General features: G+C 59.4%; 25 protein-coding genes. 12 read left to right on the top strand and 13 right to left on the bottom strand.

Going from position 1 to position 25,381, the window contains the following annotated elements; genetic code table 11:
- The first annotated feature begins 403 nt into the window (after positions 1–403).
- The gene (locus QRN55_RS13110) at positions 404–2,023 is read left to right on the top strand and encodes a Ppx/GppA phosphatase family protein (RefSeq protein ID WP_284777010.1); all 1,620 of its coding nucleotides are present in this window, start codon (positions 404–406) and stop codon (positions 2,021–2,023) included.
- A gap of 1 nt (position 2,024) precedes the next feature.
- The gene (locus tag QRN55_RS13105) at positions 2,025–2,750 is read left to right on the top strand and encodes an RlmE family RNA methyltransferase (RefSeq protein ID WP_111840909.1); all 726 of its coding nucleotides are present in this window, start codon (positions 2,025–2,027) and stop codon (positions 2,748–2,750) included.
- 67 nt (positions 2,751–2,817) lie between these two features.
- Here QRN55_RS13105 and QRN55_RS13100 read toward each other — a convergent pair whose 3' ends face one another.
- On the bottom strand, positions 2,818–4,212 hold the full coding sequence (locus tag QRN55_RS13100) for an MFS transporter (protein WP_111840985.1): 1,395 nt from the start codon (positions 4,210–4,212) through the stop codon (positions 2,818–2,820).
- 213 nt (positions 4,213–4,425) lie between these two features.
- Between QRN55_RS13100 and QRN55_RS13095 the strand changes: the two genes are divergently transcribed.
- The 4 genes from QRN55_RS13095 to QRN55_RS13080 all read left to right on the top strand — a co-directional run bounded on the left by QRN55_RS13095 (position 4,426) and on the right by QRN55_RS13080 (position 8,596).
- Positions 4,426–5,409, top strand: coding sequence for an MBL fold metallo-hydrolase (locus QRN55_RS13095; protein ID WP_502871325.1), 984 nt, complete (start codon positions 4,426–4,428; stop codon positions 5,407–5,409).
- Between the two features lie 180 nt (positions 5,410–5,589).
- Positions 5,590–7,095, top strand: coding sequence for an IMP dehydrogenase (gene guaB, locus QRN55_RS13090; RefSeq protein WP_284777008.1), 1,506 nt, complete (start codon positions 5,590–5,592; stop codon positions 7,093–7,095).
- Between the two features lie 87 nt (positions 7,096–7,182).
- Positions 7,183–7,602: an MAPEG family protein gene (locus tag QRN55_RS13085; protein ID WP_111840910.1), complete on the top strand. Its 420-nt coding sequence runs from the start codon at positions 7,183–7,185 to the stop codon at positions 7,600–7,602.
- 115 nt (positions 7,603–7,717) lie between these two features.
- Entirely contained in the window at positions 7,718–8,596 is an 879-nt protein-coding gene (locus QRN55_RS13080; protein WP_284777007.1) for a dienelactone hydrolase family protein, read from the top strand.
- Between the two features lie 252 nt (positions 8,597–8,848).
- On the opposite strand, the gene QRN55_RS13075 is transcribed toward QRN55_RS13080, so the two are convergent.
- Positions 8,849–9,799, bottom strand: a complete 951-nt coding sequence (locus QRN55_RS13075) for a LysR substrate-binding domain-containing protein (protein ID WP_111840988.1) — start codon at positions 9,797–9,799, stop codon at positions 8,849–8,851.
- Between the two features lie 191 nt (positions 9,800–9,990).
- On the opposite strand from QRN55_RS13075, the gene QRN55_RS13070 reads away from it, so the two are divergent.
- Positions 9,991–10,272: a DUF1127 domain-containing protein gene (locus QRN55_RS13070; protein WP_111840912.1), complete on the top strand. Its 282-nt coding sequence runs from the start codon at positions 9,991–9,993 to the stop codon at positions 10,270–10,272.
- A 104-nt stretch (positions 10,273–10,376) separates the two neighbouring features.
- On the opposite strand, the gene QRN55_RS13065 is transcribed toward QRN55_RS13070, so the two are convergent.
- From QRN55_RS13065 to QRN55_RS13040, 6 genes are all read right to left on the bottom strand, one after another.
- Positions 10,377–11,750, bottom strand: a complete 1,374-nt coding sequence (locus QRN55_RS13065) for a glutamate--cysteine ligase (protein WP_284777006.1) — start codon at positions 11,748–11,750, stop codon at positions 10,377–10,379.
- Positions 11,751–11,887: 137 nt separating this feature from the next.
- Complete coding sequence (locus QRN55_RS13060) at positions 11,888–12,625, bottom strand: 16S rRNA (uracil(1498)-N(3))-methyltransferase (RefSeq protein WP_284777005.1); 738 nt, start codon at positions 12,623–12,625, stop codon at positions 11,888–11,890.
- Between the two features lie 21 nt (positions 12,626–12,646).
- Positions 12,647–14,158: an inorganic phosphate transporter gene (locus tag QRN55_RS13055; RefSeq protein ID WP_502871316.1), complete on the bottom strand. Its 1,512-nt coding sequence runs from the start codon at positions 14,156–14,158 to the stop codon at positions 12,647–12,649.
- Between the two features lie 64 nt (positions 14,159–14,222).
- Complete coding sequence (locus tag QRN55_RS13050) at positions 14,223–14,732, bottom strand: NUDIX hydrolase (protein ID WP_284777004.1); 510 nt, start codon at positions 14,730–14,732, stop codon at positions 14,223–14,225.
- 202 nt (positions 14,733–14,934) lie between these two features.
- Entirely contained in the window at positions 14,935–15,675 is a 741-nt protein-coding gene (locus tag QRN55_RS13045) for an HAD-IIB family hydrolase (protein WP_284777003.1), read from the bottom strand.
- Entirely contained in the window at positions 15,672–17,009 is a 1,338-nt protein-coding gene (locus QRN55_RS13040) for a glycosyltransferase family 4 protein (RefSeq protein ID WP_284777002.1), read from the bottom strand. Before QRN55_RS13040 ends, QRN55_RS13045 begins: the two co-directional genes overlap by 4 nt.
- Before the next feature lie 266 nt (positions 17,010–17,275).
- On the opposite strand from QRN55_RS13040, the gene QRN55_RS13035 reads away from it, so the two are divergent.
- The 3 genes from QRN55_RS13035 to glcF all read left to right on the top strand — a co-directional run bounded on the left by QRN55_RS13035 (position 17,276) and on the right by glcF (position 21,445).
- Positions 17,276–18,715, top strand: a complete 1,440-nt coding sequence (locus QRN55_RS13035; RefSeq protein WP_284777001.1) for an FAD-binding oxidoreductase — start codon at positions 17,276–17,278, stop codon at positions 18,713–18,715.
- A gap of 5 nt (positions 18,716–18,720) precedes the next feature.
- A complete protein-coding gene (glcE, locus tag QRN55_RS13030; protein WP_284777179.1) occupies positions 18,721–19,911 on the top strand; it encodes a glycolate oxidase subunit GlcE in 1,191 nt (396 codons plus the stop codon).
- Positions 19,912–20,122: 211 nt separating this feature from the next.
- Positions 20,123–21,445 (top strand): glycolate oxidase subunit GlcF, encoded by a 1,323-nt coding sequence (gene glcF / locus QRN55_RS13025; RefSeq protein ID WP_284777000.1) that lies wholly within the window; start codon positions 20,123–20,125, stop codon positions 21,443–21,445.
- Positions 21,446–21,611: 166 nt separating this feature from the next.
- Here the strand turns inward: glcF and QRN55_RS13020 are convergent, their stop codons facing one another.
- A complete protein-coding gene (locus QRN55_RS13020; protein ID WP_284776999.1) occupies positions 21,612–22,334 on the bottom strand; it encodes a L,D-transpeptidase in 723 nt (240 codons plus the stop codon).
- A 189-nt stretch (positions 22,335–22,523) separates the two neighbouring features.
- Here QRN55_RS13020 and QRN55_RS13015 point away from each other — a divergent pair, with 189 nt between their 5' ends.
- Both QRN55_RS13015 and QRN55_RS13010 read left to right on the top strand, forming a co-directional pair.
- Entirely contained in the window at positions 22,524–23,153 is a 630-nt protein-coding gene (locus QRN55_RS13015) for a DNA-3-methyladenine glycosylase I (RefSeq protein ID WP_284776998.1), read from the top strand.
- On the top strand, positions 23,150–23,593 hold the full coding sequence (locus QRN55_RS13010) for a hypothetical protein (protein ID WP_284776997.1): 444 nt from the start codon (positions 23,150–23,152) through the stop codon (positions 23,591–23,593). The genes QRN55_RS13015 and QRN55_RS13010 overlap by 4 nt, the downstream gene beginning before the upstream one ends.
- Positions 23,594–23,611: 18 nt before the next feature.
- Here QRN55_RS13010 and copM read toward each other — a convergent pair whose 3' ends face one another.
- From copM to relB, 4 genes are read right to left on the bottom strand one after another with little or no spacing between them, the layout of a single operon-like run.
- On the bottom strand, positions 23,612–23,980 hold the full coding sequence (gene copM, locus QRN55_RS13005; RefSeq protein WP_502871315.1) for a CopM family metallochaperone: 369 nt from the start codon (positions 23,978–23,980) through the stop codon (positions 23,612–23,614).
- 52 nt (positions 23,981–24,032) lie between these two features.
- Positions 24,033–24,797 (bottom strand): hypothetical protein, encoded by a 765-nt coding sequence (locus tag QRN55_RS13000; protein ID WP_284776996.1) that lies wholly within the window; start codon positions 24,795–24,797, stop codon positions 24,033–24,035.
- Positions 24,794–25,057: a type II toxin-antitoxin system RelE family toxin gene (locus QRN55_RS12995; protein ID WP_284776995.1), complete on the bottom strand. Its 264-nt coding sequence runs from the start codon at positions 25,055–25,057 to the stop codon at positions 24,794–24,796. Before QRN55_RS12995 ends, QRN55_RS13000 begins: the two co-directional genes overlap by 4 nt.
- Positions 25,041–25,268: a type II toxin-antitoxin system RelB family antitoxin gene (gene relB / locus QRN55_RS12990; RefSeq protein ID WP_284776994.1), complete on the bottom strand. Its 228-nt coding sequence runs from the start codon at positions 25,266–25,268 to the stop codon at positions 25,041–25,043. The genes QRN55_RS12995 and relB overlap by 17 nt, the downstream gene beginning before the upstream one ends.
- Between the last annotated feature and the right edge of the window lie 113 nt (positions 25,269–25,381).

Below are 25,381 nucleotides of genomic sequence, written 5' to 3'. Positions count from 1 at the left end.
TGAGTTGGCGTCGCAACGGCGCGGAAGATCACGTTTATCCATGTTTGGAGGTGCAGATATTGTCGATGGTATTTACGCCGGGTCTATTTTCACCTGTGGGGCGGGATATTCTGCAATCGCAGCCAGCCGGAACTTACGACCTGACAGCACCGGAAAGCCGAGTGGCGTGGTCAATGTGTCTTGGCGAGACGATTCAGTTGTGAAGCGCATATTGTCGAAGACGGGAGTCGGGCGGCAATCGGCGCTGATAACCGGATTTTCTTCAAAAGAAGGGCTCTCTCGTCAAGCGGCGGATTAGCCCGATTCCGCTTCGCGTCCTACGACAGCAGAGGGCTGCAACGCCCCACCCAAAAATCGGTTGGCTAAAATGCCGGGCGCTGGTATGGTTGCGTCAACGTAACTTATGAACGCCAGCAGCATCGCTTTACGCTTTCGCGCGGCGGATATGGATAGAACAGTGACTGACCCCGGTAACGGCGCAAAGCCGTCGGAATCAGGGGCGTCGGCGGTGGAAAAGGGGAATGCGAAGCGTTCCCGTCGTGGCAAGAGCAGGCGCAGCGGTAAGCCCCGTGATGCGCAGGCTTTGCCGCAGCTACATCATGCCGATTCCCGCACGGATTCCCCAAACACTGGCAATGCGGAGCGTGACTCCGAACCGCGAAAGCGTAAGCGACGCAGGCGTGCGCGCGGACAGGGAGGCGGCCAAGAGGGTGGCCAGAGCGGTGCTCAGGCATCGCAGGAAACAGGCGCTACTAGCCCGGCCACCGAGACATCAGGTCAACAGCAACCATCGCAGGGCAAACGCAAGTCGCGTGGCGGAAAGCGTACGCAACGCGGACCGCAGGGCAGGCCGCTCATGCCCACCCATGCGCCCAAGACGTCTGCGCGTCAGAATGGTGCGGCGGCACCTGCGCATGCCCCCACACCAATAGATCAGCAGCACCGCGGCCATGGGCGGTCGCAGGTGCATTACCGTGACGGCAACGCTGATACCAATGCGGATATGTATGCCGCGCTCGATCTCGGCACCAACAATTGCCGTCTCCTGATTGCACAGCCTACCCGCCCCGGACAGTTCCGGGTGGTGGATGCGTTTTCGCGCATCGTGCGACTGGGCGAGGGGCTGGTGTCGACGGGACGGCTTTCCGACGATGCCATGGATCGCGCGGTCGAGGCGCTGAAGGTTTGCGCGGCCAAACTTGCCGGACGCTCCATTCGCCGCATGCGGCTGATTGCGACGGAGGCCTGCCGCCAGGCGGTCAACGGCGAAGAGTTTCTGTCGCGTGTCACGCGTGAGACGGGGCTCGTTCTTGAGATCATCAGCCGCGAGACGGAGGCCCGTCTGGCGGTTTCCGGCTGCTCGTCGCTCGTCGGTCGCGAGGCGCGCTCTGTCGTGCTGTTCGATATTGGCGGCGGCTCGTCGGAGATCGCGGTGATCAGCGTTGGTGAAAACAGGTCCAGTCGGCTTGCCAACCACATTACGCACTGGACGTCGCTGCCGGTGGGTGTCGTGACGTTGTCCGAGCGGCATGGCGGGCGCGATGTGACGCCGGATGTCTTCGCGGCCATGGTGGGTGAGGTCGAGGGCCTGCTGGACGGGTTCCATTGCCCACCGCTGGGCGCGCAGGCATCGCATGAGGACTTTCACCTGATCGGAACCTCTGGCACGGTGACGACGCTGGCTGGTGTTCATCTCGACTTGCCGCGCTATGATCGCAGAAAGGTCGATGGTCTTTGGCTATCGGACGACGAGGTCACCGCCATGCAGGACAAGTTGCTGGCTTGGGATTTCGAAGGCCGCGCCGCTAATGCCTGCATCGGGCCGGATCGTGCCGATCTGGTTCTGGCCGGTTGCGCCATCCTTGAGGCGATCCGCAAGCGTTGGCCATCCCGGCGCATGCGCGTGGCCGACAGGGGGCTTCGCGAGGGGCTTTTGACGGATATGATGGCAGACGATGGCGCGTGGCGCCGCAACAAGATTCGCCGTGCGCAAATGCAGGGCAAACCGGAACGAAAGAGTTGATATGAGCAAGGCGCCCACGAGTACCAACCGTACCGGACGCAAGATCGGGCAGAAGGTGAAGAAGGCAAAGCTGAAGCCTTCGTCCCGCCGCTGGATCGAGCGTCACATCAACGACCCCTATGTGCAGCGGGCAAAGCTGGAGGGCTACCGTGCCCGCGCGGCTTTCAAGTTGCTGGAAATCAACGACAAGCACCAGATTTTGAAGGATGCGCGCCGCATCATCGATCTGGGTGCTGCTCCCGGCAGCTGGTCGCAGATAGCGGCCAAGGTGACGGATTCGACCGAAGACGACATCCGCGTCGCCGCCATCGACTTCCTTGAGCTTGACCCCATTCCCGGCGTCAAAATTCTGCATCTCGACTTTCTCGACCCCAGCGCGCCAGATTTGCTGATCGAATCCGTCGGGGGCACGCCGGATCTCGTTCTGTCGGATATGGCAGCGCCGACCACCGGTCACCAGAAGACCGACCATATTCGCACGATGCATCTGTGCGAAGTGGCAGCGGATTTTGCCGTGCAGGTTTTGGCTGAAGGCGGTCACTTCCTGGCCAAGACCTTCCAGGGTGGTACGGAGAAAACGTTGCTTGACATGCTCAAGCAGAACTTCAAGCAGGTCATTCACATCAAGCCTGCTTCGTCACGCTCCGAGTCCGTCGAAATGTTCTTGCTGGCCAAGCACTTCAAGGGCCGCAAGCCAGCGCCGGTTGCTGCCGAAGACGCCGAATAGAACAGATAGAACGCCCTAGAGCAGTAGAGAATATTGGCATCATGCCGCGCCCACTGCGCGGCATGATCTATTCCGCTGGCGAGGCCTTGCCCCGGTGGCCAGAGACGGCGGCACCGGCGCTTCGGTCCATGGCGATCAGCGGCGCGATGGCGACAAGCGATACGACGGCCACGATCATGAAAGCCATATGGAAGTCTGCGAGTTGCAGATGCGACCCTGAGATATAGCTGCTGACTTCGAGGATGGTGGCGGCAAAGGCGACGCCGAGCGCGAGGCTGATCTGTTGCAGGACCGACGCCATGGATGTCGCCTGGCTCGCCTGTGAATCGTCGATATCCGAATAGCTGAGCGCGTTCGTTCCGGTGAAGAAAAACGAGCGCGCGAAACCTGCCGTGACCAGAAAGATCATGATCAGCGGGTAGGGGGTCTGCTGGGTAAAGAAGGAGTTGGCCAGCGTCGTGAAGGCTCCGACGATGCCCGCGCCGATCAAAATGGTCTTGAAACCGGTTGCTGCAAACACCCGCCGCGCCATGAACTTGGTGGTGATGGCACCGATGGCGCCCGCAAAGGTGATCATGCCCGACTGGAACGGGTTTAGCCCGAACCCGATCTGCAACATCAGCGGCATCAGGAACGGGATGGCACCGGTCGAAATGCGAAAGATCGTTCCGCTGACGGAAGCCGCGCGGAACGTTGCGTTGCGGAAAATACGGAAGTCGAGGATGGGCGACGGATGCCCCTTGGCGTGCCGGACATACAGGAAGCCGCAGATGAAACCGATCAACGTCGCCGCTATGCCGATCCATGGAGGCAGTGCGGGCAGGCTGACGACGGACACGCCGAAGACGACGCCCGATGCAGCGATGCCCGACAAGATGAAGCCCTTGGTATCCATTGGCGGTGGGCTGGTCGTCTCGATTTCCGGCAGGAAGATGGTCGCCAGCCAGATGCCGATGACGCCGATGGGCACGTTGATGAGGAAAATCCAGTGCCAGGAAAAATAGGTGGTGATGAAGCCGCCGATGGGCGGGCCGGTGAGGGGCCCGACGAGGCCAGGTATCGTCAACAGCGCCATGGCAGAGACCAGATCGCTACGCTTTGTGGTGCGCAACAGCACCAGCCTGCCGACCGGCGTCATCATGGCGCCGCCCATGCCCTGCAGGAAGCGCGACACGACGAACTCGACCACAGAGGAGGATATCGCACAGCAGATGGAGCCGACGACGAAGATGGCGATGGCGATGCGGAAGATTTTCTTGGCGCCGTATTTATCCGCCATCCAGCCGCTGATGGGAATGAAGATGGCCAGCGCCACCATGTAGGCGGTCAGTGCGAGCTTGAGCGTGATCGGCCCGACATGAAGGTCGGCAGCAATCGCTGGAAGCGACGTCGCGATGACGGTCGAGTCCATTTGCTCCATGAAGAGAGCGACGGCGAGGATCAGCGGAATGATGCGGTTCATGGATCGATTGCGGCTGGCCGCATCCTGAGACATTGATAAGCCCTACCTACGCCCATGTTTCGCCTTTGCCAACTAAACATTACGCAATATTCAGCTTTCCATCACGTCTGTGTGAGGCCGCTTTTTTCTACACATTCTCGGCACTTTACGGGTGATAGTGCGTTGAGCATCGCTAATAATATATTGGAGGGTTTCATGAGCAATTTTTTAAAGATGAACAGGCGTGGCCTCTTCGCCACCGCAGGGCTTGGCGCCCTTGCGGCACCCTTTCTGCTGCGCGGCACCGCATTTGCACAGGCAACCCAGCCACAAACTTCCATGAAGGTCGATCACGCCATGCCACCAGAAACAAACCGCTTCAAACTCGGAAACTTTGAAATTCTCGTCGTGAAGGACGGCGCGCGGCCTTCCGGCAAGCCCAACGAGACCTTCGGCACCAACCAGAGCGCCGATGCGGTAGGCGAACTGCTGGAAAAGAATTTCCTGCCCAAGGACCAGTTCGTCAACAGCTTCTCGCCTGCGCTGATCAACACCGGTTCCGACCTCGTGCTGTTCGATACGGGCTTTGGCGAAAGCGGTCGCGAGGCTGGCAACGGGCGTCTGCTGGAAGGTCTGGCTGCCGCCGGTTACAAGCCGGAAGACGTGACCGTGGTCGTACTCACACATATGCACGGCGACCATATTGGCGGGCTGATGGAAAAGGGCACTCCGGCGTTTCCGAAGGCCAGATACGTCATGGGCCAAGTCGAGTATGATTTCTGGACGGATGCCAAGCGGGTGGGCACACCTGCGGAAGGCGGCCAGAAGGGTGTACTGGCCAACGTCAAGCCGCTGGCGGAAAAGGCAACTTTCATCGGCGATGGCGCAACCGTCGTGCCTGGCATCACCAGCGTTGCGGCCTTCGGTCACTCGCCGGGCCACATGATCTTCCGTGTCGAGTCGGAAGGCAAGCAACTGGTGCTGACCGCCGATACGGCTAACCACTTCGTCCTTTCGCTTCAGCGCCCGGAATGGGAAGTGAAGTTCGACATGGACAAGGCAGCAGCCGCTGCCAGCCGCAAGAAGGTGTTCGACATGATCGCCACGGATCGCCTGCCGTTCCTGGGCTATCACATGCCATTCCCGGCGGTCGGTTACGCGGAAAAGCAGGATGTCGGTTACCGTTTCGTACCCAAATCCTATCAGTTCGACATCTGATATCTGCTGCAACGCAGCAACAGCGAGAACCCGGATTATGCGTCCGGGTTTTTTCTGTTCCCTTCCTGTCATGAACGTGTTACGAGCCCTCGCCAACTTCCAAGCAATCCTTTGCAAGGGCCGCCGGGGTGAACGTATCGTTCCGGAACGGCTATGCATTTTCAAAACAGGAATTTGGCCATGGCACGTATTATCCAAACCCCAACCGGTCTTGACGCCCTGACGTTCGACGATGTGCTGCTTCAGCCAGGGCACTCCGAAGTCATGCCCGGCCAGACGAATATCGCCACGCGCATCGCCCGCGATATCGATCTGAACCTGCCGATCCTCTCTTCCGCCATGGACACGGTGACAGAAGGTCGCCTCGCAATCGCCATGGCGCAGGCGGGTGGCATCGGCGTCATTCACCGCAACCTCACCCCCGTCGAGCAGGCCGAGGAAGTGCGTCAGGTCAAGAAGTTCGAAAGCGGCATGGTCGTCAACCCTGTCACCATCGGCCCCGATGCCACGCTTGCCGAAGCGCAGGCGCTGATGAAGACTTACAGCATTTCCGGTATTCCCGTCGTTGAAAATGGCGGTTCCGGTGGTCACAAATCGGGACGCCTCGTCGGCATCCTCACCAACCGTGACGTGCGTTTTGCCTCCGACCCTGCCCAGAAAATCTACGAGCTGATGACCCGCGAAAACCTCGTGACGGTCAAGGAAAGCAGCGTCGATCAGCAGGAAGCCCGCCGCCTTTTGCATAAGCACCGCATTGAAAAGCTGGTGGTTGTCGATGCGGCTGGCAATTGCGTTGGCCTTATCACTGTCAAGGATATCGAAAAGTCGCAGCTGAACCCCAACGCGACCAAGGACGCGCAGGGACGCCTTCGCGCGGCTGCCGCCATCAGCGTGGGTGCCGATGCCATCGAGCGCGCAGAACGCCTGATTGCAGCCGGTGTCGACCTTCTGGTGGTCGATACGGCCCATGGCCATTCGCAGCGCGTTCTCGATGCCGTAACGCAGGTCAAGAAGATGTCGAATTCGGTTCGCATCATCGCCGGTAACGTCGCAACAGCGGACGGCACGAAGGCACTGATCGATGCGGGCGCGGATGGCGTGAAGGTCGGTATCGGCCCAGGCTCGATCTGCACCACGCGCATCGTCGCAGGCGTTGGCGTTCCACAGCTTGCCGCCATCATGTCGGCGGTCGAGGCAGCACAGGCAGCGGATATTCCCGTTATCGCCGATGGCGGCATCAAGTTCTCGGGCGATCTGGCCAAGGCCATTGCCGCCGGTGCATCCGCCGTCATGATCGGCTCGTTGCTGGCAGGCACGGATGAAAGCCCGGGCGAAGTGTTCCTCTATCAGGGCCGCTCCTTCAAGGCCTATCGCGGTATGGGTTCTGTTGGCGCCATGGCGCGCGGTTCGGCAGACCGTTACTTCCAGGCGGAAGTGCGCGATACGCTGAAGCTGGTTCCTGAAGGCATCGAAGGCCAGGTTCCCTACAAGGGTCCGGTTGCAGGCGTTCTGCACCAACTGGCAGGCGGCCTGAAGGCAGCCATGGGTTATGTCGGCGGCAGCACGATCAAGGACTTCCAAGAGCGCGCCACCTTCGTGCGCATCTCCGGTGCAGGCCTGCGCGAAAGCCACGCCCATGACGTAACGATCACCCGCGAAAGCCCGAATTACCCCGGCGCTGTTTGATCTTTCGTCCAGATACGGAACATGCCAAAAGATACACGCTCTCCGAACAGACTGGTTCGGGGAGCGTTTTGCTGAAAGGAAGAGACGATGTCACCGACGACCGCGATGTTCTGGCCCATGATTGCCCACGCTTTCCTGGTTTTCGGTCTCTACGTGCTGCTTTTCCTGCGCCGTAAGAAATTCACCTTCACCAGCCGCGAAGCCATCCAGCGTTTTCGCGACGCGGGTGAGGAGTCCGAGCAGAGCAAGCTGGTCAACAAGAACCTCGCCAACCAGTTCGAAATGCCGATGTTGTTTCATGCGGTGTGCCTGCTGCTCTACATCACCGATGCCGACAATATCGCCACCATCATTCTGGCATGGATTTTCGTGGCGGGGCGTTATGCGCATTCCTACGTTCACGTCACCAGCAACCGCCTGCGTTACCGCGCGCCTGCCTTCGCCATCAGCCTCGCGTCGCTGATCCTGATGTGGGGCTGGATGATCGTCTGGTTGGCACTGGAGTAGGTCTCAGCGCGTGCTTTGGGATCGCGAAAAATTGTTTCGCCGATCCCAAAGCCCTGCATCCCTTTGCTTTCGTTTCAGCTAGTCTCGCCCATGGCCGTTCACATGGGAGAAGATGATGACCGATAAGCCGAAGATTACGCAGGCAATGATCGATGCCTATGACGAATACACCCATCTCAGCCTCGACCGCCGCAAATTCATGGAAAAGCTGTCACTGCTGGCAGGCTCCGGGGCTGCTGCCGCCGTTATCGCGCCGATGCTGGCCGCAAGCGGTGCCCAAGCGGCCATCGTGCCCGAAACAGATGAACGCCTGACGGCGGAAAATGTCACCTATCCCGGCGCAAAGGGTGAGATGAAAGGTTATCTCGTCACGCCTAAAAACGCTTCTGCGCCGCTCGGCTCCGTCATCGTCATCCACGAAAACCGCGGGCTCAACGCGCATATTCGCGATGTCGCACGCCGGATGGCTCTGGACGGTTTTATAGCGCTTGCGCCTGATTTCCTGTCGCCGCAGGGCGGCACGCCAGCCGACGAAGACAAGGCACGTGAAATGTTCAGTGGTCTGGATATGGCGGCCACCGTTGCCGACGCGGAGGCCACGCGCGTTTGGTTATCCAAGCGTGAAGGTGCCAATAGCAAGGTCGGCGCTGTTGGCTTCTGCTGGGGCGGCGGTCTCGTCAACCGCCTCGCCACCAAGTCGGAAAGCCTCAATGCCGGTGTCGCCTATTACGGCGCCCAGCCCCCGGCAGAAGACGTCCCCGCCATCAAGGCGCCCCTGCTTTTGCACTATGCCGGTCTGGACGAGCGCATCAATGCTGGGATCGACGCCTATCGCAAGGCGCTGGAAACCAATGGCAAGACGTTTGAAATCTTCGTCTACGACGGCGTCAACCACGCTTTCAACAATGATACGTCCAGTGCGCGGTATGACAAGAAGGCTGCGGACCTAGCGTGGGGCCGGACGGTGGATTTCTTTCGGAAGAATTTGGGGTGATCGGGTGAGGGGTGATCGGTGGTCGGGGATGGATGGGGCGGTGGGTGTGGTTCACCCCCCTCTGTCCTGCCGGACATCTCCCCCTCAAGGGGGGAGATAGACTCGTTGAGAGCTCTCGCCCATCTTGAAGGCTGCTGATGGAGCGGTGAGCATGCGTTTTGCCGATCTCCCCACCTGAGGGGGAGATGTCCGGCAGGACAGAGGGGGGTAGCCCCACCCACCGTCACCTATTGTCTAGCGACCAAACACCCATCACCACCCCGGCGCCAACTGTCCCGTCCTCACCCGCGCCAGTTTCGGAAACTGTTTGATATCCTCATCCAACTCATCCGGTGGTGATGCCAGCGAGATGTTGTCCAGGCAGGCGGTGATGTGGTCGGTGATGGCGTTGATGAGCGACGGCGACAGGCCGGGGCGCTTCATCAAACCGATCTGCACCGGCGGCAAGGGTGGGAAGCCGTCTGCCGATGTCAGCACCTTCATGCCGGTTCGAAGGGTCGATTCCGGCAGGACCGAAACCGCCATGCCCGCCAGAACGGCAGCGGCGATGACGGTGGACGACCAGCTCGTGAACAGAACCTGATAATCGCGTCCATCTGCATCGAGCGCAGAGGCGGCCAGTTGACGCCACTGGCAATCGCGCCGTCCCACCGCAAGCGGTACGGGCACATCGTCGCGCAGTGGATGGTTGGCGGAGGCCACCCAGCAGAGAGGCTCCGTGCGGACGATATCGGAGGCGCGGGCGCGGGGATTATGTGTCACCAGTGCGATATCGAGTTCGCCACGACCCATCTTTTCCGCAAGGCTGACCGATGGCTCGCAGACGATATAGAGCTCGACATTCGGATGGGTCTTGGCGAAACGACCGATGATCTCGGGCATGTAGCGGTCCGCATAATCATCCGGCGTGCCGATGCGCAGCGTGCCTTCCAGCCGGTTGTCATCGAAGGCGGCGACCGCTTCATTGTTGAGGCGGATGATGCGGCGGGCATAATGCATCAGCTTTTCGCCCTCTGCCGTCAGCCGGTTGCCGCGCCCGTCCTTGGCGAAAAGCTGCTTGCCCAGCCGCTCCTCCAGCCGTCGCATCTGCATGGAGACCGCAGACTGCGTCTTGAAGACCCGGTCTGCCGCTTTGGTAAAGCTTCCCGTGTCGACGATGGCGATGAAGGTATGCAACTGATCGATGTCGAGTGGTGCGGACATGGCGGGCCATCCATAAGAATGATTGATGCGTGACATTAGAAACATTCGTTGGACTGATCAATGGTCTTGCGACATTTTGACGCTCGGAACAGCAAATAACCAAATGGTCATCCGCCGATGACCGAACTGGCGGCTTTCATGCATGGGTGTGAAAGCGGTGCCTCATCGTGCCTGAATGAAGGGATAGTGTCATGCGCACGGCAGAACGGAAAATGGAACTGGGTTTTCTCGCACCACGGGCTACCTCCTTCGAGGCAGCGACGATGGGCGCGGTGAAAGGTTTCGTGACGTTTCTGCGCCGCATTGGCAATCGCGTGCAGGCCAATCGTCTTCTCGAGATGGATGACCATCAACTCGCGGATATTGGTCTGACGCGGGGTGAGCTCAAGAACGCGCTGGACACCGGCCTCATGGATGACCCCACGACTCAGCTTGCACGTTGCGCCAGAATGGCAGCGGCGCGCGCTTTGTAGTCGCCATCTGCCAATCAGTTTCCCCGCAGGGTGATTGCCAATTAGCCCTGCCTTTTGCCCGGTGTTCGGCCCCAAGCCGCACCGGGCTTTTTTACGTCTCGATGTTAGTACTGATATTCCTCGAACACCGGCAGCACCGAGCCATTCCAGCGACCGTTGTAGAGCGCCAGCAGATCTTCCGCCATCGTCGTCTTCTTGGCCAGAACCTCGTCCAGCGGGTTGAGGAAGACGCTCTCGTCCTGCCCGTCGTCGTTCAGGCGCTTGCGGTTCTGCAGGCCCGTGCGGGAGATGGACATCGTCTCACGGGCGATGTCGAGCAGGTCGTGGCCCGCCACTTTCGCCTTCAATCCCTGTGCAGGCACGGTATCGCGCATGGCGATGACGTCTTCCACGGTCCAGTTTGCGGTCAATTCATCGGCGGCGGTCAAGGCCGCATCGTCATAGAGCAGGCCGACCCAGAAGGCAGGCAGCGCACAGATGCGGCGCCATGGGCCGCCATCGGCACCGCGCATTTCCAGAAAGCGCTTTAGGCGCACATCGGGGAACAGCGTTGATAGATGGTTGGTCCAGTCACCCAGATTGGGCTGCCATTCGGCAATCTGGCCCTTCAACGCGCCAGCCATGAACTGGCGGAAGGTGATGTCGGTACAGTCGCGGTATTTGCCATCGCGAACGATGAAATACATCGGCGCGTCCAGGGCCCATTCGACATAATGGCGGAACCCGAAATCCGCATCGAAGGTGAAGGGCAGCACGCCGGAGCGGCGGTTGTCGGTGTCACGCCAGATATCGCCGCGCCAGGACAGGAGCCCGTTAGGCTTGCCCTCGGTGAAGGGGGAGGAGGCAAACAGCGCGGTGGCGAGCGATTGCAGCTTCATCGACACGCGCATCTTGCGGCGCATATCGTCTTCCGACGAAAAATCGAGGTTAACCTGAATGGTGCAAGTGCGGTACATCATATCCAGACCCTGCGTGCCGACCTTGGGCATGTAGCGGGTCATGATGGCGTAGCGGGATTTCGGCATCTGCGGGGTTTCATCGAGCGTCCACAGCGGGCTTCCGCCGATACCGAGGAAGCGGATCCCCATTGGCTCGGCAATCTCGCGCAGCATTGCCAGATGCCGGTTGGATTCCTTGCAGGTCTCGTGCAGCGTTCCCAGCGGCGCGCCTGAGAGCTCGAACTGGCCGCCGGGCTCGATGGAAATGGCACCCATGCCATTGGGCTCGCCAAGACCGATGATGTTGCCCTCATCGATGATCGGTTCCCAGCCGAGCTTGTCCTGCATGCCCTTGAGCAAAGCGGAAATGCTGGCATCGCCGAAATAGGGAACAGGCGTGTTGTCGCCCTTGAAGAAGGCGAACTTCTCGTGCTCCGTCCCGATGCGGAACTTCTCCACCGGTTTGCAACCCTCCGCCAGATAGTCTGTCAATTCCTGTGCGGAGGAAATGGGTGTCTGGTCGGTGGTATCGCGGGCCATGAAATTACCTTGTGGTCGATGGTGCCTTTGAGGCTTTGAATTCGCTGATAGGGCGCGGCAGGGCCGCGCGCAAATGAATTTCTTTCAAGCATGGTACAGCAGATTTATTTTGTGCCGTTGCCGTGTCCGATCAAGCTCTATTTCCAGTCGCCAAGCGTGGCCTGAATGACCGCGAGCGCCGCAACCGCTGCGGTATCCGCCCGCAGAATGCGTGGGCCCAGCGGAATGGGCGTGACCGAGGGATGGTTGCGCAGCATGCCCCGTTCCTCCTCGGAAAAACCGCCTTCCGGCCCAACCAGAAGGGCAATCTGCTTTTCAGTGATGCGACCTAGAATGGGCAGCGGGTTCTGGCCTTCGTCGCCTTCATCGCAATAGATGATGCGGCGGGTGGCAGACCATGTCTCCAGCAAGTCTCTCAGCTTGACCGGTTCTTCCACATCGGGAACGGCCAGAATGCCACATTGCTCGGCGGCCTCGGTCACATTGGCGCGTAGCTTGTCCAGATTGGTGATTTTTCCCTGCACATGCTGGGTCATCACAGGTTGCAGGACGCCTGCACCCATTTCCACAGCCTTTTGCACCAGATAATCCATGCGACCTGTTTTCAAGGGTGCAAAGAGGTAGTGAAGGTCAGGCTTCTGCGGCTGTGCCCGCGTTTGCTCACTCGGTGTCAGCAGAATTTTCTTGCGGGTGGGATAGGACAGCGTTGCCTTCCATTCGCCATCACGCCCGTTGAACAGCAATATGTCGGCACCATCGGTCATCCGCAGCACGTTGGCGAGATAGTTGAACTGATCGCTATCGGCCTCCACCGCGCCGTTCATCACAAGGACGTGGGTGACGAAAAGCCGCTGCATTCGAAAATTGGCGCGCATGTTTCTCTTCTATGTCAATCGTTACGCAAACAGCAGATACAGGATTCCATAAAGCCCTGCCGCCAATGTCGCGCTGGTGGGAACGGTAATAACCCATGCGGCAACGATCGTCATGAAGTGAGACCGTCGCACCAGATAACGGCGGCGCACTTCAGACGAGTTCTCATTGTCGTCATCCCCGCCGGTCTGGCGCGCATCGCCCTCGTCCTGTCGTGCGGCTTCCAGGCGGCTGCGGGAACGCTGGGTATACCATTCACGGAAAAAGCCGACCCCGAAGACGGCGCCGATGGCCGTGTGGGTGGTGCTGACGGGCAGGCCAAGGCGTGAAGCGACCAGCACGGTGAGTGCGGTGGACACCGACACGCAAAAGGCGCGCATGGGATTGAGCTTTGTGATCTGCTCACCCACCAGCCGGATGAGACGGGGGCCGAACAGCAGAATGCCGCAGGACAGGCCGAAGGCGCCGATCAGCATCACCCATTCCGGTGCGCGCGCGGTATCGCCGACAACCTGGCCCTGCATGGCGCGCACGATGGCGACCACGGGGCCGATGGCGTTGGACACGTCATTGGCACCATGCGCAAAGGACATCATCGCCGCCGCGAAAATCAGGGGCCATTGAAACAGCCTGCGCAGAGATTGGTTGCGATTTTCCAGCCCTTCGGACTGGCGGCGGATGAGCGGCACGCTGAGCCGCCAGCCGAGAAGCCCGACGGCAAGGCCCAAAAGGCTTGCCGTGCCCATGGAAACCGTCACCACATTGTGCAGGCCGACCCAGATGAGATAGGCGGTGAAAACCCCGCTCATGACGCCGATCAGGACCGGAACCCACAGCCGCGCCGCCGCGATCTTGTCGTCGCGGTAGATGATCTTTTCCTTGATGAAGGCGAGGAAGACGACCGCGAAGAAGGCACTGATGAAGGGCGTCGTCATCCATGCCAGTGCGATCTTCGACAGCGAAAACCAGTCGACCGCACCAAAACCATAGGCCGCCGTTCCCGCACCTGCAACACCGCCGACAATGGTGTGCGTGGTGGAGATGGGGGCTTTTACGAGGTTGGACAGGTTGACCAACAGGCCCGCCGTGATCAGCGCCGCCAGCATGGCCCAGGCGAAAATGGCCTTGTCTGGAATGGTATCGACGCTGATGATGCCGCGCGAGATGGTTTCCACCACATTGCCGCCGGTGATCAGTGCGCCTGAGACTTCGCATATGGCAGCGAGGACCAACGCCGCGGTCAGGGGAATAGCCTTTGCGCCGACAGCCGGGCCGACATTGTTGGCGACGTCCTTCGCCCCGATGTTGAGGGCCATATAAGCGCCGAGAATGGCAGCGGCTACCACGATCATGCCGCCCGGCTTGCCGACGACATAGGCGCTGGCGAAGATGGCGGTGACGATGAGGAAAAGCAGACCCGCAGCCGGTGCCGACAGGCGGTCGGTAATGTGAAACGTAGCTTCCTCCACGCGCGTGAGCTTATCCAGATCCTTGTCCAGCGTCGGCTTCATGCGGTTGGACGGAGGTTGCGCCATCAGGTCTGCTTTCAATCGCGGCTGTTACCGCGTTTGCAGGCGCAGGAGCGGTGTTTTGTGGGGATTACAGGTTTACGGCTTTTTGAACCGGCTGCTGTTGTGTTTGCGCCATTTGCTTGCCGAAAGAAAGGAAAAGTTCCTTCAGTTCAGGCTCGTTGACGCGCAACGATGCTTCCTGCGGGGTGACCCATTCCAGCCTGCGACTTTCCCGCTCGGGAAAATTCTTGACCAGATCGGTCACCTCGAGCAGATGCACCTGCACGCGGCACATGACCTTCACGCCGTTGCGCAGCTTTTTTTCGTAATCGAAAAATCCGAAATGATTTTTATCGACATCGCCGCGCACCCCAGCTTCCTCGAAAGCCTCCTGCGCTGCAACGGCGTGGGCTTTCTTGCCATTCATAGGCCAGCCCTTGGGAATGACCCAGCGTCCAGTGTCCCGGCTGGTCAGCAGCAGGACTTCCAGCTCGTTCGTCTTCTTTTTGCGACGATAGCAAAGCGCTGCATATTGCTGGCGCGGTGGGCGGCGCAGCATCAGGCAGACATCAGTTGCAAGTCGGGTGATAATGTTCAAAGTTCCGGGCGTCCTTGTTATGGATGTTTAATATACGATATACCTAATGTATAAGCCAGCCGCGATATGCTGCAGCTGGCACCAGTATTGAATGATTCGCTTAATTGTCCTGATGTCGCGGACCTAGGTCAATGCGTAGGCACTCGGCGCACACGCATTTTTGATGTTAAGCAGACATCACCTGTGAACGAAACAGATGGCTTTATAATGACAGCCAGTGCTTCAACCCGGAAATGATCCCATCGGCTTCTGCTTGGGTAGCACTATAGATGGTGTCCCGACCCTGCGCCAGAGCCTTCAGTTCAGGCAGCGCATTTGCAGGCGTAATGCCCCGCACGCCAGGGAGTTCGAACATGGCGCGGTCGTTGTCCGTATCGCCTGCCACGACCACTTCATCCAGACCGATGTCCAGGTGGTCGCAAAGCCATGTCAGCGCCGCACCCTTGTCGGCAGCGCTTGGCAGAATGTCGAGATCACGATTGCTTGAATAGACTATGCGGGCGTCGATACCATCGTTGCGAAGTAAGGTCTCGATGCCTTCAATGTCGTCCGACGAGGCATCGTGCAGGTACCAGCTCGATTTCATGCCATGCTGGTAACGTTCCGGCTGGATACTAATGCCGGGTATACCCGATACCAGCGCGGTGATTTTTGCCGTGTCGAAGGCCTTGCCGAGCGAGGCGCTATAGGCCTGTCGCAGTGAGGGCTGGTCACGGCAGGACAGCATGGTGCCTACGCCGCCGATGACGTAGTCGGGTGTCGGCAGCGGCACGGCGTCCATCAATTCGAACTGGTCATCCAGAAGGCGCCCACTGTTAAGCACCAGCAGGGGGCGGCTTTCCTCTGGCAGCGACTGCCAGAAGTCACGAAAACGGGCCGTCGCGGCGTCATCGCCGACGACGGTTCCATCCAGATCGGTGGAAAAGAGGCGAACCTGTTTCAATCGCCATCATTCCATGGTTCGGCCCAATCGGACTCTTCCAACACAGGCATCATCGGACGTCCTTCAACGACGGCCAGAAGCTGCTGGGCAATGCCGGTCCATGTGAACAGGCTGCGGGCCTTGTGGGCGCCCATGCGCGACAGGCGACCATAGAGCCGCTCATGCTTGAACGGCTTCATCATGGTGATGCCGAGATCTTCCTTGTCGAACGGATCGGCAAACAGTGCATGACGGCCATAGCTGACGGCTCGGAACAGGCCGCCGTGAATGGTGACGACAGTCGGCGTGCCGCTGGCCATCGCTTCGATAGCGGTCATGCCGAAGGGCTCGTATCGGCTGGAGAGCACGAAAAGGTCAGCCGCACGGTAGATATCCGGCAGGTCTTCATCGGCCACGTAACCAGAGAAGACGACCTTGTCCCCGAGCTTCAGGGCTTTCACCCGGTCCTTCAACTGGTTGAGGATCGTCGTTTCCTGCTCATCCATGTTCTCGCCACCGACGGCGAGATGCAGGCGCGCTTCCGGCTCGCGCTCGGCCAGAACCGAGAAGCCGTCGATCAAGAGATCGTAGCCTTTGTTGGTGGCCAGACGCCCCAACGCAAGCACCGTTTTGCCCTCGAAGCCGAAGCGCTGGCGCAGCATCTGGCGGGAGCCTTCCGACACGGGGAAGAAGCGGTTATCGTCATAACCCGGCGGGATCATGTGGATGTGCTTGCGCTTGAGGCCGTAGTCCTCGATCAGCACGTCCAGCTGCACTGGAGTCGTCGCGATGACCATGTCGCAGCTGCGGTAAATGATCAACTCGTGCTGAATGCGTTCCTTGAAGTTGAACTCCAGCTCGAACGTATCGGCCTTCTCAGGATAATCCGTTTCCATCTGGCGCTTTTTCCAGATGCCGATGGAGTGTGGCGTGTGCAGATGCGGCACTTTCAGCGCTTCGGACAGGCGTTGTCCGGCGACACCGGCATCCCAGTAGTGGCTGTTGATGAAGGAGTAGTTGAGATTGTTCTTCTTGATGAACCGCAAGGCGTTCTCGCACCATTCCATCAGATGGCGGTGGAGATATTCCTTAGGAATGAAATCCTTGCCGCCGCAGGGAATGCGCACGACGCGCACGCGGTCGTCCACCTCGTCAAACTCAGGCTGGTCCTCGAACTGGCGGGTATAGAGATCGACGGTATATCCGAGCTGGCCCAATTTCTTGGCAAGTTCGAGGACATAAACGACCTGTCCGCCGGTATCTGCTGCGCCGAGAGGCGGTTGTGCGGCTACGTAGCCATGTGTCGATATGAGTGCTATCCGGGGATAGCGTTCAGTTTCGCTCGTGGTAATCATAGCGTCCCATCGTAGTAAAAATTTCTAATTAACCTCATGACAATCTCCCTCTGCGGAAAAAGTTCCATCAAGAGGCGATAAAATTTTCAGTTTTTGATGTGATGGAACCTTTCGGAGTTATCCCGATAAGTCGCTGAATTTTGTTTTTCAAAGCATATTAGCGACCACTCGCGACGGACACGGCGATGGAGTGGCTTGCATCATAATGCGAAACACCCATAGACTTTGCCCTACGCATCGCAAGGGAGGAGGCCTGTGGCGCAACCATGTCCCAACCCATAGAGTTTCTGAAACCTCGCGCTTCCGTGCTTGAAAGCAGGGACCGGATCATCGCCGATCTTGCCGACCTTTTGCCGCCGGACTGTCTGGTCCACGAGCCGCGCGAACTGGTGCCGTTCGAGACGGATGCCTTCGTCTCCTATCGGCGTGTGCCGCTTGCCGTGGTCTTGCCAAAAACGACGGAGCAGGTTTCCGCCGTCATGAAATATTGTCACCGCTATGGAATTCCCGTCGTGCCGCGTGGGGCAGGGACGTCTCTGTCCGGTGGTGCGATACCGCAGGAAGATGCGGTGGTTATCGGCCTGTCGAAAATGTCCGCCATTCTCGACCTCGACTTCTTCAACCGCACCGCCACGGTGCAGGCGGGCGTCACCAATCTTTCGATTTCCGATGCGGCTGGCCCGGAAGGCTTTTTCTATGCGCCCGACCCCAGCTCTCAGCTTGCGTGCACCATCGGCGGCAACATCGGCATGAACTCCGGCGGGGCGCATTGCCTGAAATACGGCGTCACCACCAACAATCTGCTGGGCGTGAAGATGGTGCTGGTGGATGGCACGGTGCTGGAAGTGGGCGGCAAACATCTGGATGCGGCGGGTTACGATCTGCTCGGCCTGATCTGCGGTTCGGAAGGCCAGCTTGGGATCGTCACCGAAGCCACAGTCCGATTGATCGCCAAGCCGGAAGGTGCACGACCTGTGCTCTTCGGGTTCGAGACCTCCGATCAGGCAGGTTCCTGCGTGGCGGATATCATCGCGGCGGGCATCATTCCCGTTGCCATCGAGTTCATGGACAAGCCCGCCATCGAGATTTGCGAAGCCTTCGCCAAGGCGGGTTATCCGCTGGATGTCGGGGCGCTGCTGATCGTTGAAGTGGAAGGGTCCGAGGAAGAGATGGACGCCATGCTGGCCGACATCGTCGCCATTGCCCGCAGGCATGCGGTGAAAACGGTGCGCGAATGTCAATCCGCCACGGAAGCCGCCGCCATCTGGAAAGGCCGCAAATCCGCCTTCGGCGCGACGGGGCGCATTGCCGATTACATTTGCATGGATGGCACGGTGCCGCTCAGCCAGTTGTCTTATGTTCTAAAGAAGACCGGCGAAATCATCGATAGCCTCGGCCTTCGCGTCGCCAATGTCTTCCACGCAGGCGACGGCAACATGCACCCGCTCATTCTGTTTAATGCCAATGACCCGGAAGAAGCCGTGAAAGCAGAGGAGGCGGGCAATCAAATCCTGCGCCTGTGCGTCGATGCGGGCGGTTGCCTGACGGGGGAACACGGCGTCGGCATCGAAAAGCGCGACCTCATGCGACACCAATATTCCGATGCCGATCTTGCGCAGCAGATGGCGGTGCGCTCGGCCTTTGACGAGGGCTGGATTCTCAATCCATCCAAGGTCTTTCCTCTGGAAGGGCGGCCTGCGTCATGAAGGACATGCTTCTGCCCACGAATGAAACCGAAGCTGCCGGTATTGTCCGCGATCACGCGCAGGCCAGCCGGGCGCTCGCGATTTTCGGCGGCAACACGCGCGCGGGCTTCGGCAATCGTATCGAGGCCGAGGTTTCGCTTTCTTCACGCAACATCACCGGAATCGTCGCTTATAACCCCGCCGAAATGGTGATGACGGTAAGAGCCGGAACACGCGTGGCAGAGGTGGAGGCCTCCTTATCAGCGGCCAACCAGATGATGGCCTTCGAACCCATGAACCACCGCGCCATAATGGGAACGGCAGGTGAGCCAACCATCGGGGGCGTGTTCGCTGCCAATGTCTCCGGCCCGCGTCGCTTCGTGGCAGGTGCCGCGCGTGACAGCCTGCTGGGCATCCGCTTCATCAACGGCCAAGGTGAAGCCATCAAGGCGGGCGGTCGGGTGATGAAGAATGTCACCGGGCTCGATCTGGTGAAACTTCTGGCGGGCTCTTACGGCACGCTCGGCTTCCTCACCGAAGTGACGTTCCGCGTCCTGCCGGTGCCGCCTGCGCAAACCACGCTCGTCATATCCGGTCTTGAAGACGAGGCTGCAACCCATGCCATGGCCGCCGCTATGGCGACCAGCGTCGAGGTTTCCGGTGCTGCGCATCTGCCGGAAAGCGTCACATCGCGGTTTCTGGGTGGATCGCTGCCGGATGGCGCAGCAACCGTTCTGCGGCTCGAAGGTCTTGCCGCTTCGGTGAAAGCGCGGTCACAGAAATTGCAGACGATCCTTTCCGGGCTTGGTCCTTCCGTCCTTCTCGCTGAGGATGAGAGCAAGACACTGTGGCGGGAAATCCGCGACGTGACGCCCTACGCCGCCAATCTTGCAAAACCACTCTGGCGCGTCTCGGTCGCCCCATCCCAAGGGCACAAGCTGGTGGCGGCGCTGCGGCTGGAGGCGGGGATCGACGCGTTTTACGATTGGCAGGGCGGGTTGGTGTGGATGCAGATGGAGGCGCAGCCGGAAGCAGAGCTTTTGCGGTACTACGTCAAAGCGGTCGGTGGCGGTCATGCGACATTAATACGCTCGCAAGTGCGGGAAGGCATTACGGCGTTTGAGCCGCCTTCGCCGGTGGAGGCAGCACTTTCCAGTTGCATCAAGGCAAAGCTTGATCCGGCGGGGATATTCAATCCGGGGAGGATGGGGCGATAATGATTGTTGAATTCGTGGCTTACCCCCCTCTGTCCTGCCGGACATCTCCCCCACAAGGAGGGAGATCGACTTGCGGTGATCTCCTGCCCATCTTTGACGTCGAAGGTGAAGCGACGTTCGTGCGCCTAGCCGATCTCCCCACCTGTGGGGGAGATGTCCGGCAGGACAGAGGGGGGCGCATCCGCACCCAAGCCCAACGAGGTCCAGCCTGATGCAAACCTCCTTCACCCCCCAGCAACTCGCCGATCCCAACGTCGCGGAATCGGAAAAAATCCTGCGCAAATGCGTGCATTGCGGGTTCTGTACGGCCACCTGTCCCACCTATGTGACGTTGGGCAACGAGCTCGATAGCCCGCGTGGGCGCATCTATCTCATCAAGGATATGCTGGAAAACGACCGCCCGGCGGATAAGCAGGTGGTAACGCATATAGACCGGTGTTTGTCCTGTCTGGCCTGCACCACCACCTGTCCGTCCGGTGTCGACTATATGCATCTGGTCGATCACGCCCGCGTCCATATCGAAAAGACCTATCGCCGCCCGCTTGTGGATCGGATGATGCGCAGCCTGCTGGCCTTCGTGCTGCCGCACCCGTCGCGGTTTCGCCTGGCGCTGAAGCTTGCGCGCTTCGGCAGGCCGTTCGCTGGCCTGTTTCGTAAGACCGCGACGCTAAAGCCGCTTGCGGCGATGCTGGAACTCGCGCCTCAAACAATTCCTGCCGCTTCCGCCCTGTCAAACCCGGGCACCTATTCACCCCAGATCGAAAAACGCGGGCGGGTTGCCATTCTGGGCGGTTGCGCGCAGCCGGTGCTCGATCCCGTCATCAATGACGCGACCATTCGGCTTTTGACCCGGCTTGGTGTGGAGGTGGTGCTGCCGGAAGGCGAGGGCTGTTGCGGCGCGCTGGTGCACCACATGGGGCGAGAGGAACAGGCGCTGGCATCTGCAAGGCGCAATGTCGATGTCTGGATGCGCGAAATCGAGACCGGCGGTCTGGATGCGATCATCATCACCGCGTCCGGTTGCGGCACCACGATCAAGGATTACGGCCACATGCTACGGCTGGATGCGGCCTATGCGGAAAAGGCAGCGCGGGTCTCGGCGCTTGCAAAAGACATCACCGAATATCTTGCCAGCCTCGATCTCGCGCCGCTGGAGCGAAACGGTCTGACGGTCGCCTATCATTCCGCTTGCTCCATGCAGCACGGCCAGAAGATCACGGCAATTCCCAAGCTGTTGCTGAAAGCGGCAGGCTTTACCGTACGCGACCCGGCGGAAGGACATCTCTGTTGTGGCTCGGCGGGCACTTACAATATTCTTCAGCCGGAGATATCGGCGACATTGAAGGCCCGCAAGGTCAAAAATATCGAGGCGACGAAGGCCGACATCATTGCCACCGGTAACATTGGCTGCATGACGCAGATCGCCACCGGCACGGCCATGCCCATTCTGCACACGGTGCAACTGCTGGATTGGGCCTATAGTGGAGAAAAGCCTGCCGTGATCGAAGCGATCCATAAAAAACGGGCGGTTTGAGCCGCCCGTTTTTCAATGTCCGGTCTGCTGCTGTAAAGCGCGTCCGGCCCCCTTGACGTCCCCCGCCAAAGTCGATGGCCGGACCTTAACCTATCTTTTTCAGAGAGCAACTTTCTTTACGCCCGTTTTCTACTTTTGGGCGTAAGGAATGACTTCACCGTTGCTATCAGATCACAATCACGCGGGTGCCGACATTCACCCGCTCGTAGAGATCGGTCACATCTTCATTGCGCATGCGGATACAACCTGAGGAATTGTTGCTGCCAATGGTCCATGGCTGGTTGGTGCCGTGGATGCGGTACAGCGTGGAGCCGAGATACATGGCGCGCGCACCCATCGGGTTCTGCGGACCACCTTCCATATAGGCGGGCAGGTAGTGTCCCTTGGCGGCTTCGCGGGTGATCATCTCTTTCGGCGGCGTCCAATCCGGCCATTCGTTCTTGCGGGTAATCTTGTGCGTACCGGCCCATTCGAAACCCGGCTTGCCAACACCGACGCCGTAGCGACGCGCTTTGCCGTCTGCCATGACAAGATAAAGAAAGCGGTTCGGCGTATCGATGACGATGGTGCCGGGCGCTTCCTTGCCATCATATCGCACCATCTGCGGCAGAAACTGCGGGGCGATGCGCAGGCGCGGGTCCCCGGTTCTGGCGGCAGCAGCCTGCGGGCGCGGGTGGGCCACCGGACGCTGGAACAGCGAACGAGATGCTGGGCGCTGCGGATAAACGACGGGGCGAACCTGCCCGCCGCCAAGCTGCATGACCCATGGCGCGGTCAGGTCTGGGCTGACGACGACCGGCGGGCGCTCCCGGTAACGGTCATTGGCAAGGGCTGGCACGGAGATGGCGGAGAGAAAGCTCAGCGCCAGAACAACGGATTTCATCGACATCGGGTGGACTCTCTACATGACACCGGAAAATAATCATCACGTTCGCACCTAGGAGACAGCGAATGGTAAATGGCACATCATGAAAAGGCGCGATTTGGATGAAACCTTTTAATAAGGTTAGCGCGCGGTTTTGAAACAGAGTGAATCAATGGTAATCACCGCGTCACCAACCACAAAGGCATCTGCTCCATGACTGAAACCGGCCTTATGACGGGCGAAGATGGCAAGGTCCGCTGCTTCTGGCAGCAGGGCCTGGAGGACTATGCCAGATACCATGATGAGGAATGGGGCCGTCCCGTCGATGACGACAGACGCCTGTTCGAAAAGATTTGCCTTGAGGGCTTCCAGTCCGGCCTGTCCTGGCTGACGGTGCTGCGAAAGCGTGAAGCCTTTCGCGCCGCATTCTGCGGTTTCGATTTCGAAAAGGTCGCGGAATTCAACGAAGCGGATATCGAGCGTTGCGTCGCCGATAAGGGCATCATCCGCCATCGCGGCAAGATCGTCTCCACCATCAACAATGCCCGCCGCGCCATAGAGATGCGCGACGAATTCGGGTCGCTCGCCCGCTATTTCTGGCGCTTCGAGCCGCAGCCGGATGAGCGCCCGCCCGTGTTCGATTACGCCACCCTGCGCGCCAACCCCATCACGCCCGCCTCCACTCGCCTGTCGAAAGACCTGAAAAAGCGCGGCTGGAGCTTTGTCGGTCCAACGACCGTCTATGCTTTCATGCAGGCCATGGGTATGGTCAACGACCACATCGAAGGCTGCCACTGCCGCCCCCGCATCGATGCTCAACGGCTGGAGTTTTCACGCCCGTGACCCGATTTTTACACATTCTTCTGGCGTCTCTTCTCATCATCTCGGCGACGGCTCGCGCCCATGCGGAAGGCCGCAATGTCGATGGTATCTGGCTTGACGATGGCGAGGCGCTGAAACAGGCGGCGCTTCCCGCCTCCGGCCCGCTGGTACTCAACGGCTGGACGCGGCAGGGCAGGGGCGATGTCTACCGCGTCAAGGTCAAGACGGGCGAAACGCTGAAGGTAACGCTGACCAGTCGCAGCGAATTCGTCGTCATGGCGATCTTCGATTTCGCCAAGCCGGAGGACGACGCCATCTTCTTCAGCGATGCGGGCAAGAACACGGCGGTGCTGACACCCAAGGCCGACACGGAATGGCTGATCCGCCCCATCCTCGTTCTCAGCGCATCCCGCCGCGGGCTTGGGGCGAATTATACGATTACGGTTGAGAGGCAGCCGTAAGCTGTTCTCGTCCTTTCTCTAGTGACCTCTGGCTTTCAGCCACTCTTTCATCATGGCGATCTCGGCTTCCTGCGCCTTGATGACCTCTTCCGCCAGCTTGCGGATTTCGGGGTCTTTACCGTATTGCAATTGCACCTTCGCCATTTCAATCGCGCCCTGATGATGCGGGATCATGCCGCGCACGAAGTCCACGTCGGCATCGCCGGTATAGTCCATGGCCATATCGCCATGCATCTTGTTGCTAGCTTCCATGAAGGCTTTCGTCGAAGGGCTCTCTGCGGCTGCGGGCTTTGACATGTCGTGGCCAGCATGGTTGCCGCTGTCCTGCGCATAGGCGGGCATGATGAGCGAGACGACAATTGCGGCGGCGAGGGAAAGGGTCTTCATGGTGATCGTGGGTCCTTGTTCAATCCAGCGGAATATCAAGAAAATAGGACAATCATGTCAGTTCGCTGGCAACGACCGTGTGAATGATCTGATAATCGCGGCTTTCTTCACCAAACGGCACCACCGGCCAATCCCAGCCGCGTGCAATCTTCGGAACGCTCACGCCATGCAACAGGTCTTCCTGCTGATGTCGCGTGCCGTTTTTATCGATGACCTCAAAGGCGGTATCGGTGATGATGCAAGCTTTGCAGGGAAGACTCGACAGACCATCCAGATGCGCCTGAATGAACTGCGGCAAGGCATCCTGCGGCATCGCGGGATCAGGGTGCTTTTCCAGCCGGTTGCGAATACCGGTGCCGATTTGCGAGAGAAGATTGGCCGATACGACGAAGTCGAGATAGGGCACCAGCCGCAGAAAACCTAACGGCTCCAGCGGTTTGCCTGCCTTCAGATCGTCATAGCCGGAGAGATCGCGGTGGTTCAGAACCACGGTTCTGCTGTGGCGGGCATAAAGCTTGGCGCGAAGGCTGGCGAGATGCACCAGATCGACCAGAACAACGGTATCGAAGGCCGCAGCCAGTTGCTGCAACGGCACATCCCGCAACAGGCCGGAACCCAGCACGACAGCCGTGCGGCGCTGTTTCAGCTTGCCCGCAGCAGACAAAATGAAGCGCTTGCTGTTGTCCTCATGCTCGGCCCAGGCTTTTCCACACCGGTTGGCCCGCGCCCACAGATTGACGGAATAGCGGATATAGGGCCGAAATTCAGGCGGCGTCTTGCGGTATGTCGCGGCGTAGTTGATGGCTTCGAGGATCATGGTTCAGCGATAGACTTCTTGGGCAGGTGGCCGATTTCGATGACGAGTATGGACCGCTTTTGATCTTGAATGTCGCAAATGAAACGCAAGCCGCCTTCCCAATATCGCCAGTAGTTGCCAAGATTTACGCCGATTTTGCGCGGGTCGTCCAAGACCGCCACCTGCTCATGCAAAAACGAGCGGATGCGGTGGCGAAGACTTGGATCGATGTTTGCGACTTTCGTTCGGAAATCCGAGTGGTACTCAATTTTCCAAGTCACGCCACATCTCCTCCGCGCTGATGATCTTGGACTGACCGCGCTGTATCTGCCGCGTCGCCTCTTCAGCCAGATACAAATCCTCCATATCCTCGATATGCTTTTCGATGGCCTCTCGGATGTAATAGGTGGATGTGCGGCCTGTGCGTTCGGACAGCGCTTTCAGGCGCTCATAGGTGTCATCGGGCAGGCGAATGGCGGTCTGTTTGCTCATTGAGTTCTTCTCCCGGCAGTGGAGTGGGATGCGTGTATCCCAGCTAGCATCTTTTCCGTCGCCACGCCAGTAAAACTGCACCGCTGCGGCCTTGCCGCACAGGGCTTCGTCCT

The sequence above is a fragment of the Agrobacterium sp. lyk4-40-TYG-31 genome, assembly GCF_030209855.1.
GTDB classification, from domain to species: Bacteria; Pseudomonadota; Alphaproteobacteria; order Rhizobiales; family Rhizobiaceae; genus Agrobacterium; species Agrobacterium vaccinii.
This window is presented reverse-complemented; position numbering and strand designations above follow the sequence as displayed.

Bases quoted from the DNA above. Each gene is read 5' to 3' on its own strand.
- QRN55_RS13110 (WP_284777010.1), top strand. From the start codon at position 404: ATGAACGCCAGCAGCATCGCTTTACGCTTTCGCGCGGCGGATATGGAT.
- QRN55_RS13105 (WP_111840909.1), top strand. From the start codon at position 2,025: ATGAGCAAGGCGCCCACGAGTACCAACCGTACCGGACGCAAGATCGGG.
- QRN55_RS13100 (WP_111840985.1), bottom strand. From the start codon at position 4,212: ATGAACCGCATCATTCCGCTGATCCTCGCCGTCGCTCTCTTCATGGAG.
- QRN55_RS13095 (WP_502871325.1), top strand. From the start codon at position 4,426: ATGAACAGGCGTGGCCTCTTCGCCACCGCAGGGCTTGGCGCCCTTGCG.
- guaB (WP_284777008.1), top strand. From the start codon at position 5,590: ATGGCACGTATTATCCAAACCCCAACCGGTCTTGACGCCCTGACGTTC.
- QRN55_RS13085 (WP_111840910.1), top strand. From the start codon at position 7,183: ATGTCACCGACGACCGCGATGTTCTGGCCCATGATTGCCCACGCTTTC.
- QRN55_RS13080 (WP_284777007.1), top strand. From the start codon at position 7,718: ATGACCGATAAGCCGAAGATTACGCAGGCAATGATCGATGCCTATGAC.
- QRN55_RS13075 (WP_111840988.1), bottom strand. From the start codon at position 9,799: ATGTCCGCACCACTCGACATCGATCAGTTGCATACCTTCATCGCCATC.
- QRN55_RS13070 (WP_111840912.1), top strand. From the start codon at position 9,991: ATGCGCACGGCAGAACGGAAAATGGAACTGGGTTTTCTCGCACCACGG.
- QRN55_RS13065 (WP_284777006.1), bottom strand. From the start codon at position 11,750: ATGGCCCGCGATACCACCGACCAGACACCCATTTCCTCCGCACAGGAA.
- QRN55_RS13060 (WP_284777005.1), bottom strand. From the start codon at position 12,625: ATGCGCGCCAATTTTCGAATGCAGCGGCTTTTCGTCACCCACGTCCTT.
- QRN55_RS13055 (WP_502871316.1), bottom strand. From the start codon at position 14,158: ATGGCGCAACCTCCGTCCAACCGCATGAAGCCGACGCTGGACAAGGAT.
- QRN55_RS13040 (WP_284777002.1), bottom strand. From the start codon at position 17,009: ATGATTACCACGAGCGAAACTGAACGCTATCCCCGGATAGCACTCATA.
- QRN55_RS13035 (WP_284777001.1), top strand. From the start codon at position 17,276: ATGTCCCAACCCATAGAGTTTCTGAAACCTCGCGCTTCCGTGCTTGAA.
- glcE (WP_284777179.1), top strand. From the start codon at position 18,721: ATGCTTCTGCCCACGAATGAAACCGAAGCTGCCGGTATTGTCCGCGAT.
- glcF (WP_284777000.1), top strand. From the start codon at position 20,123: ATGCAAACCTCCTTCACCCCCCAGCAACTCGCCGATCCCAACGTCGCG.
- QRN55_RS13020 (WP_284776999.1), bottom strand. From the start codon at position 22,334: ATGTCGATGAAATCCGTTGTTCTGGCGCTGAGCTTTCTCTCCGCCATC.
- QRN55_RS13015 (WP_284776998.1), top strand. From the start codon at position 22,524: ATGACTGAAACCGGCCTTATGACGGGCGAAGATGGCAAGGTCCGCTGC.
- copM (WP_502871315.1), bottom strand. From the start codon at position 23,980: ATGAAGACCCTTTCCCTCGCCGCCGCAATTGTCGTCTCGCTCATCATG.
- QRN55_RS13000 (WP_284776996.1), bottom strand. From the start codon at position 24,797: ATGATCCTCGAAGCCATCAACTACGCCGCGACATACCGCAAGACGCCG.
- relB (WP_284776994.1), bottom strand. From the start codon at position 25,268: ATGAGCAAACAGACCGCCATTCGCCTGCCCGATGACACCTATGAGCGC.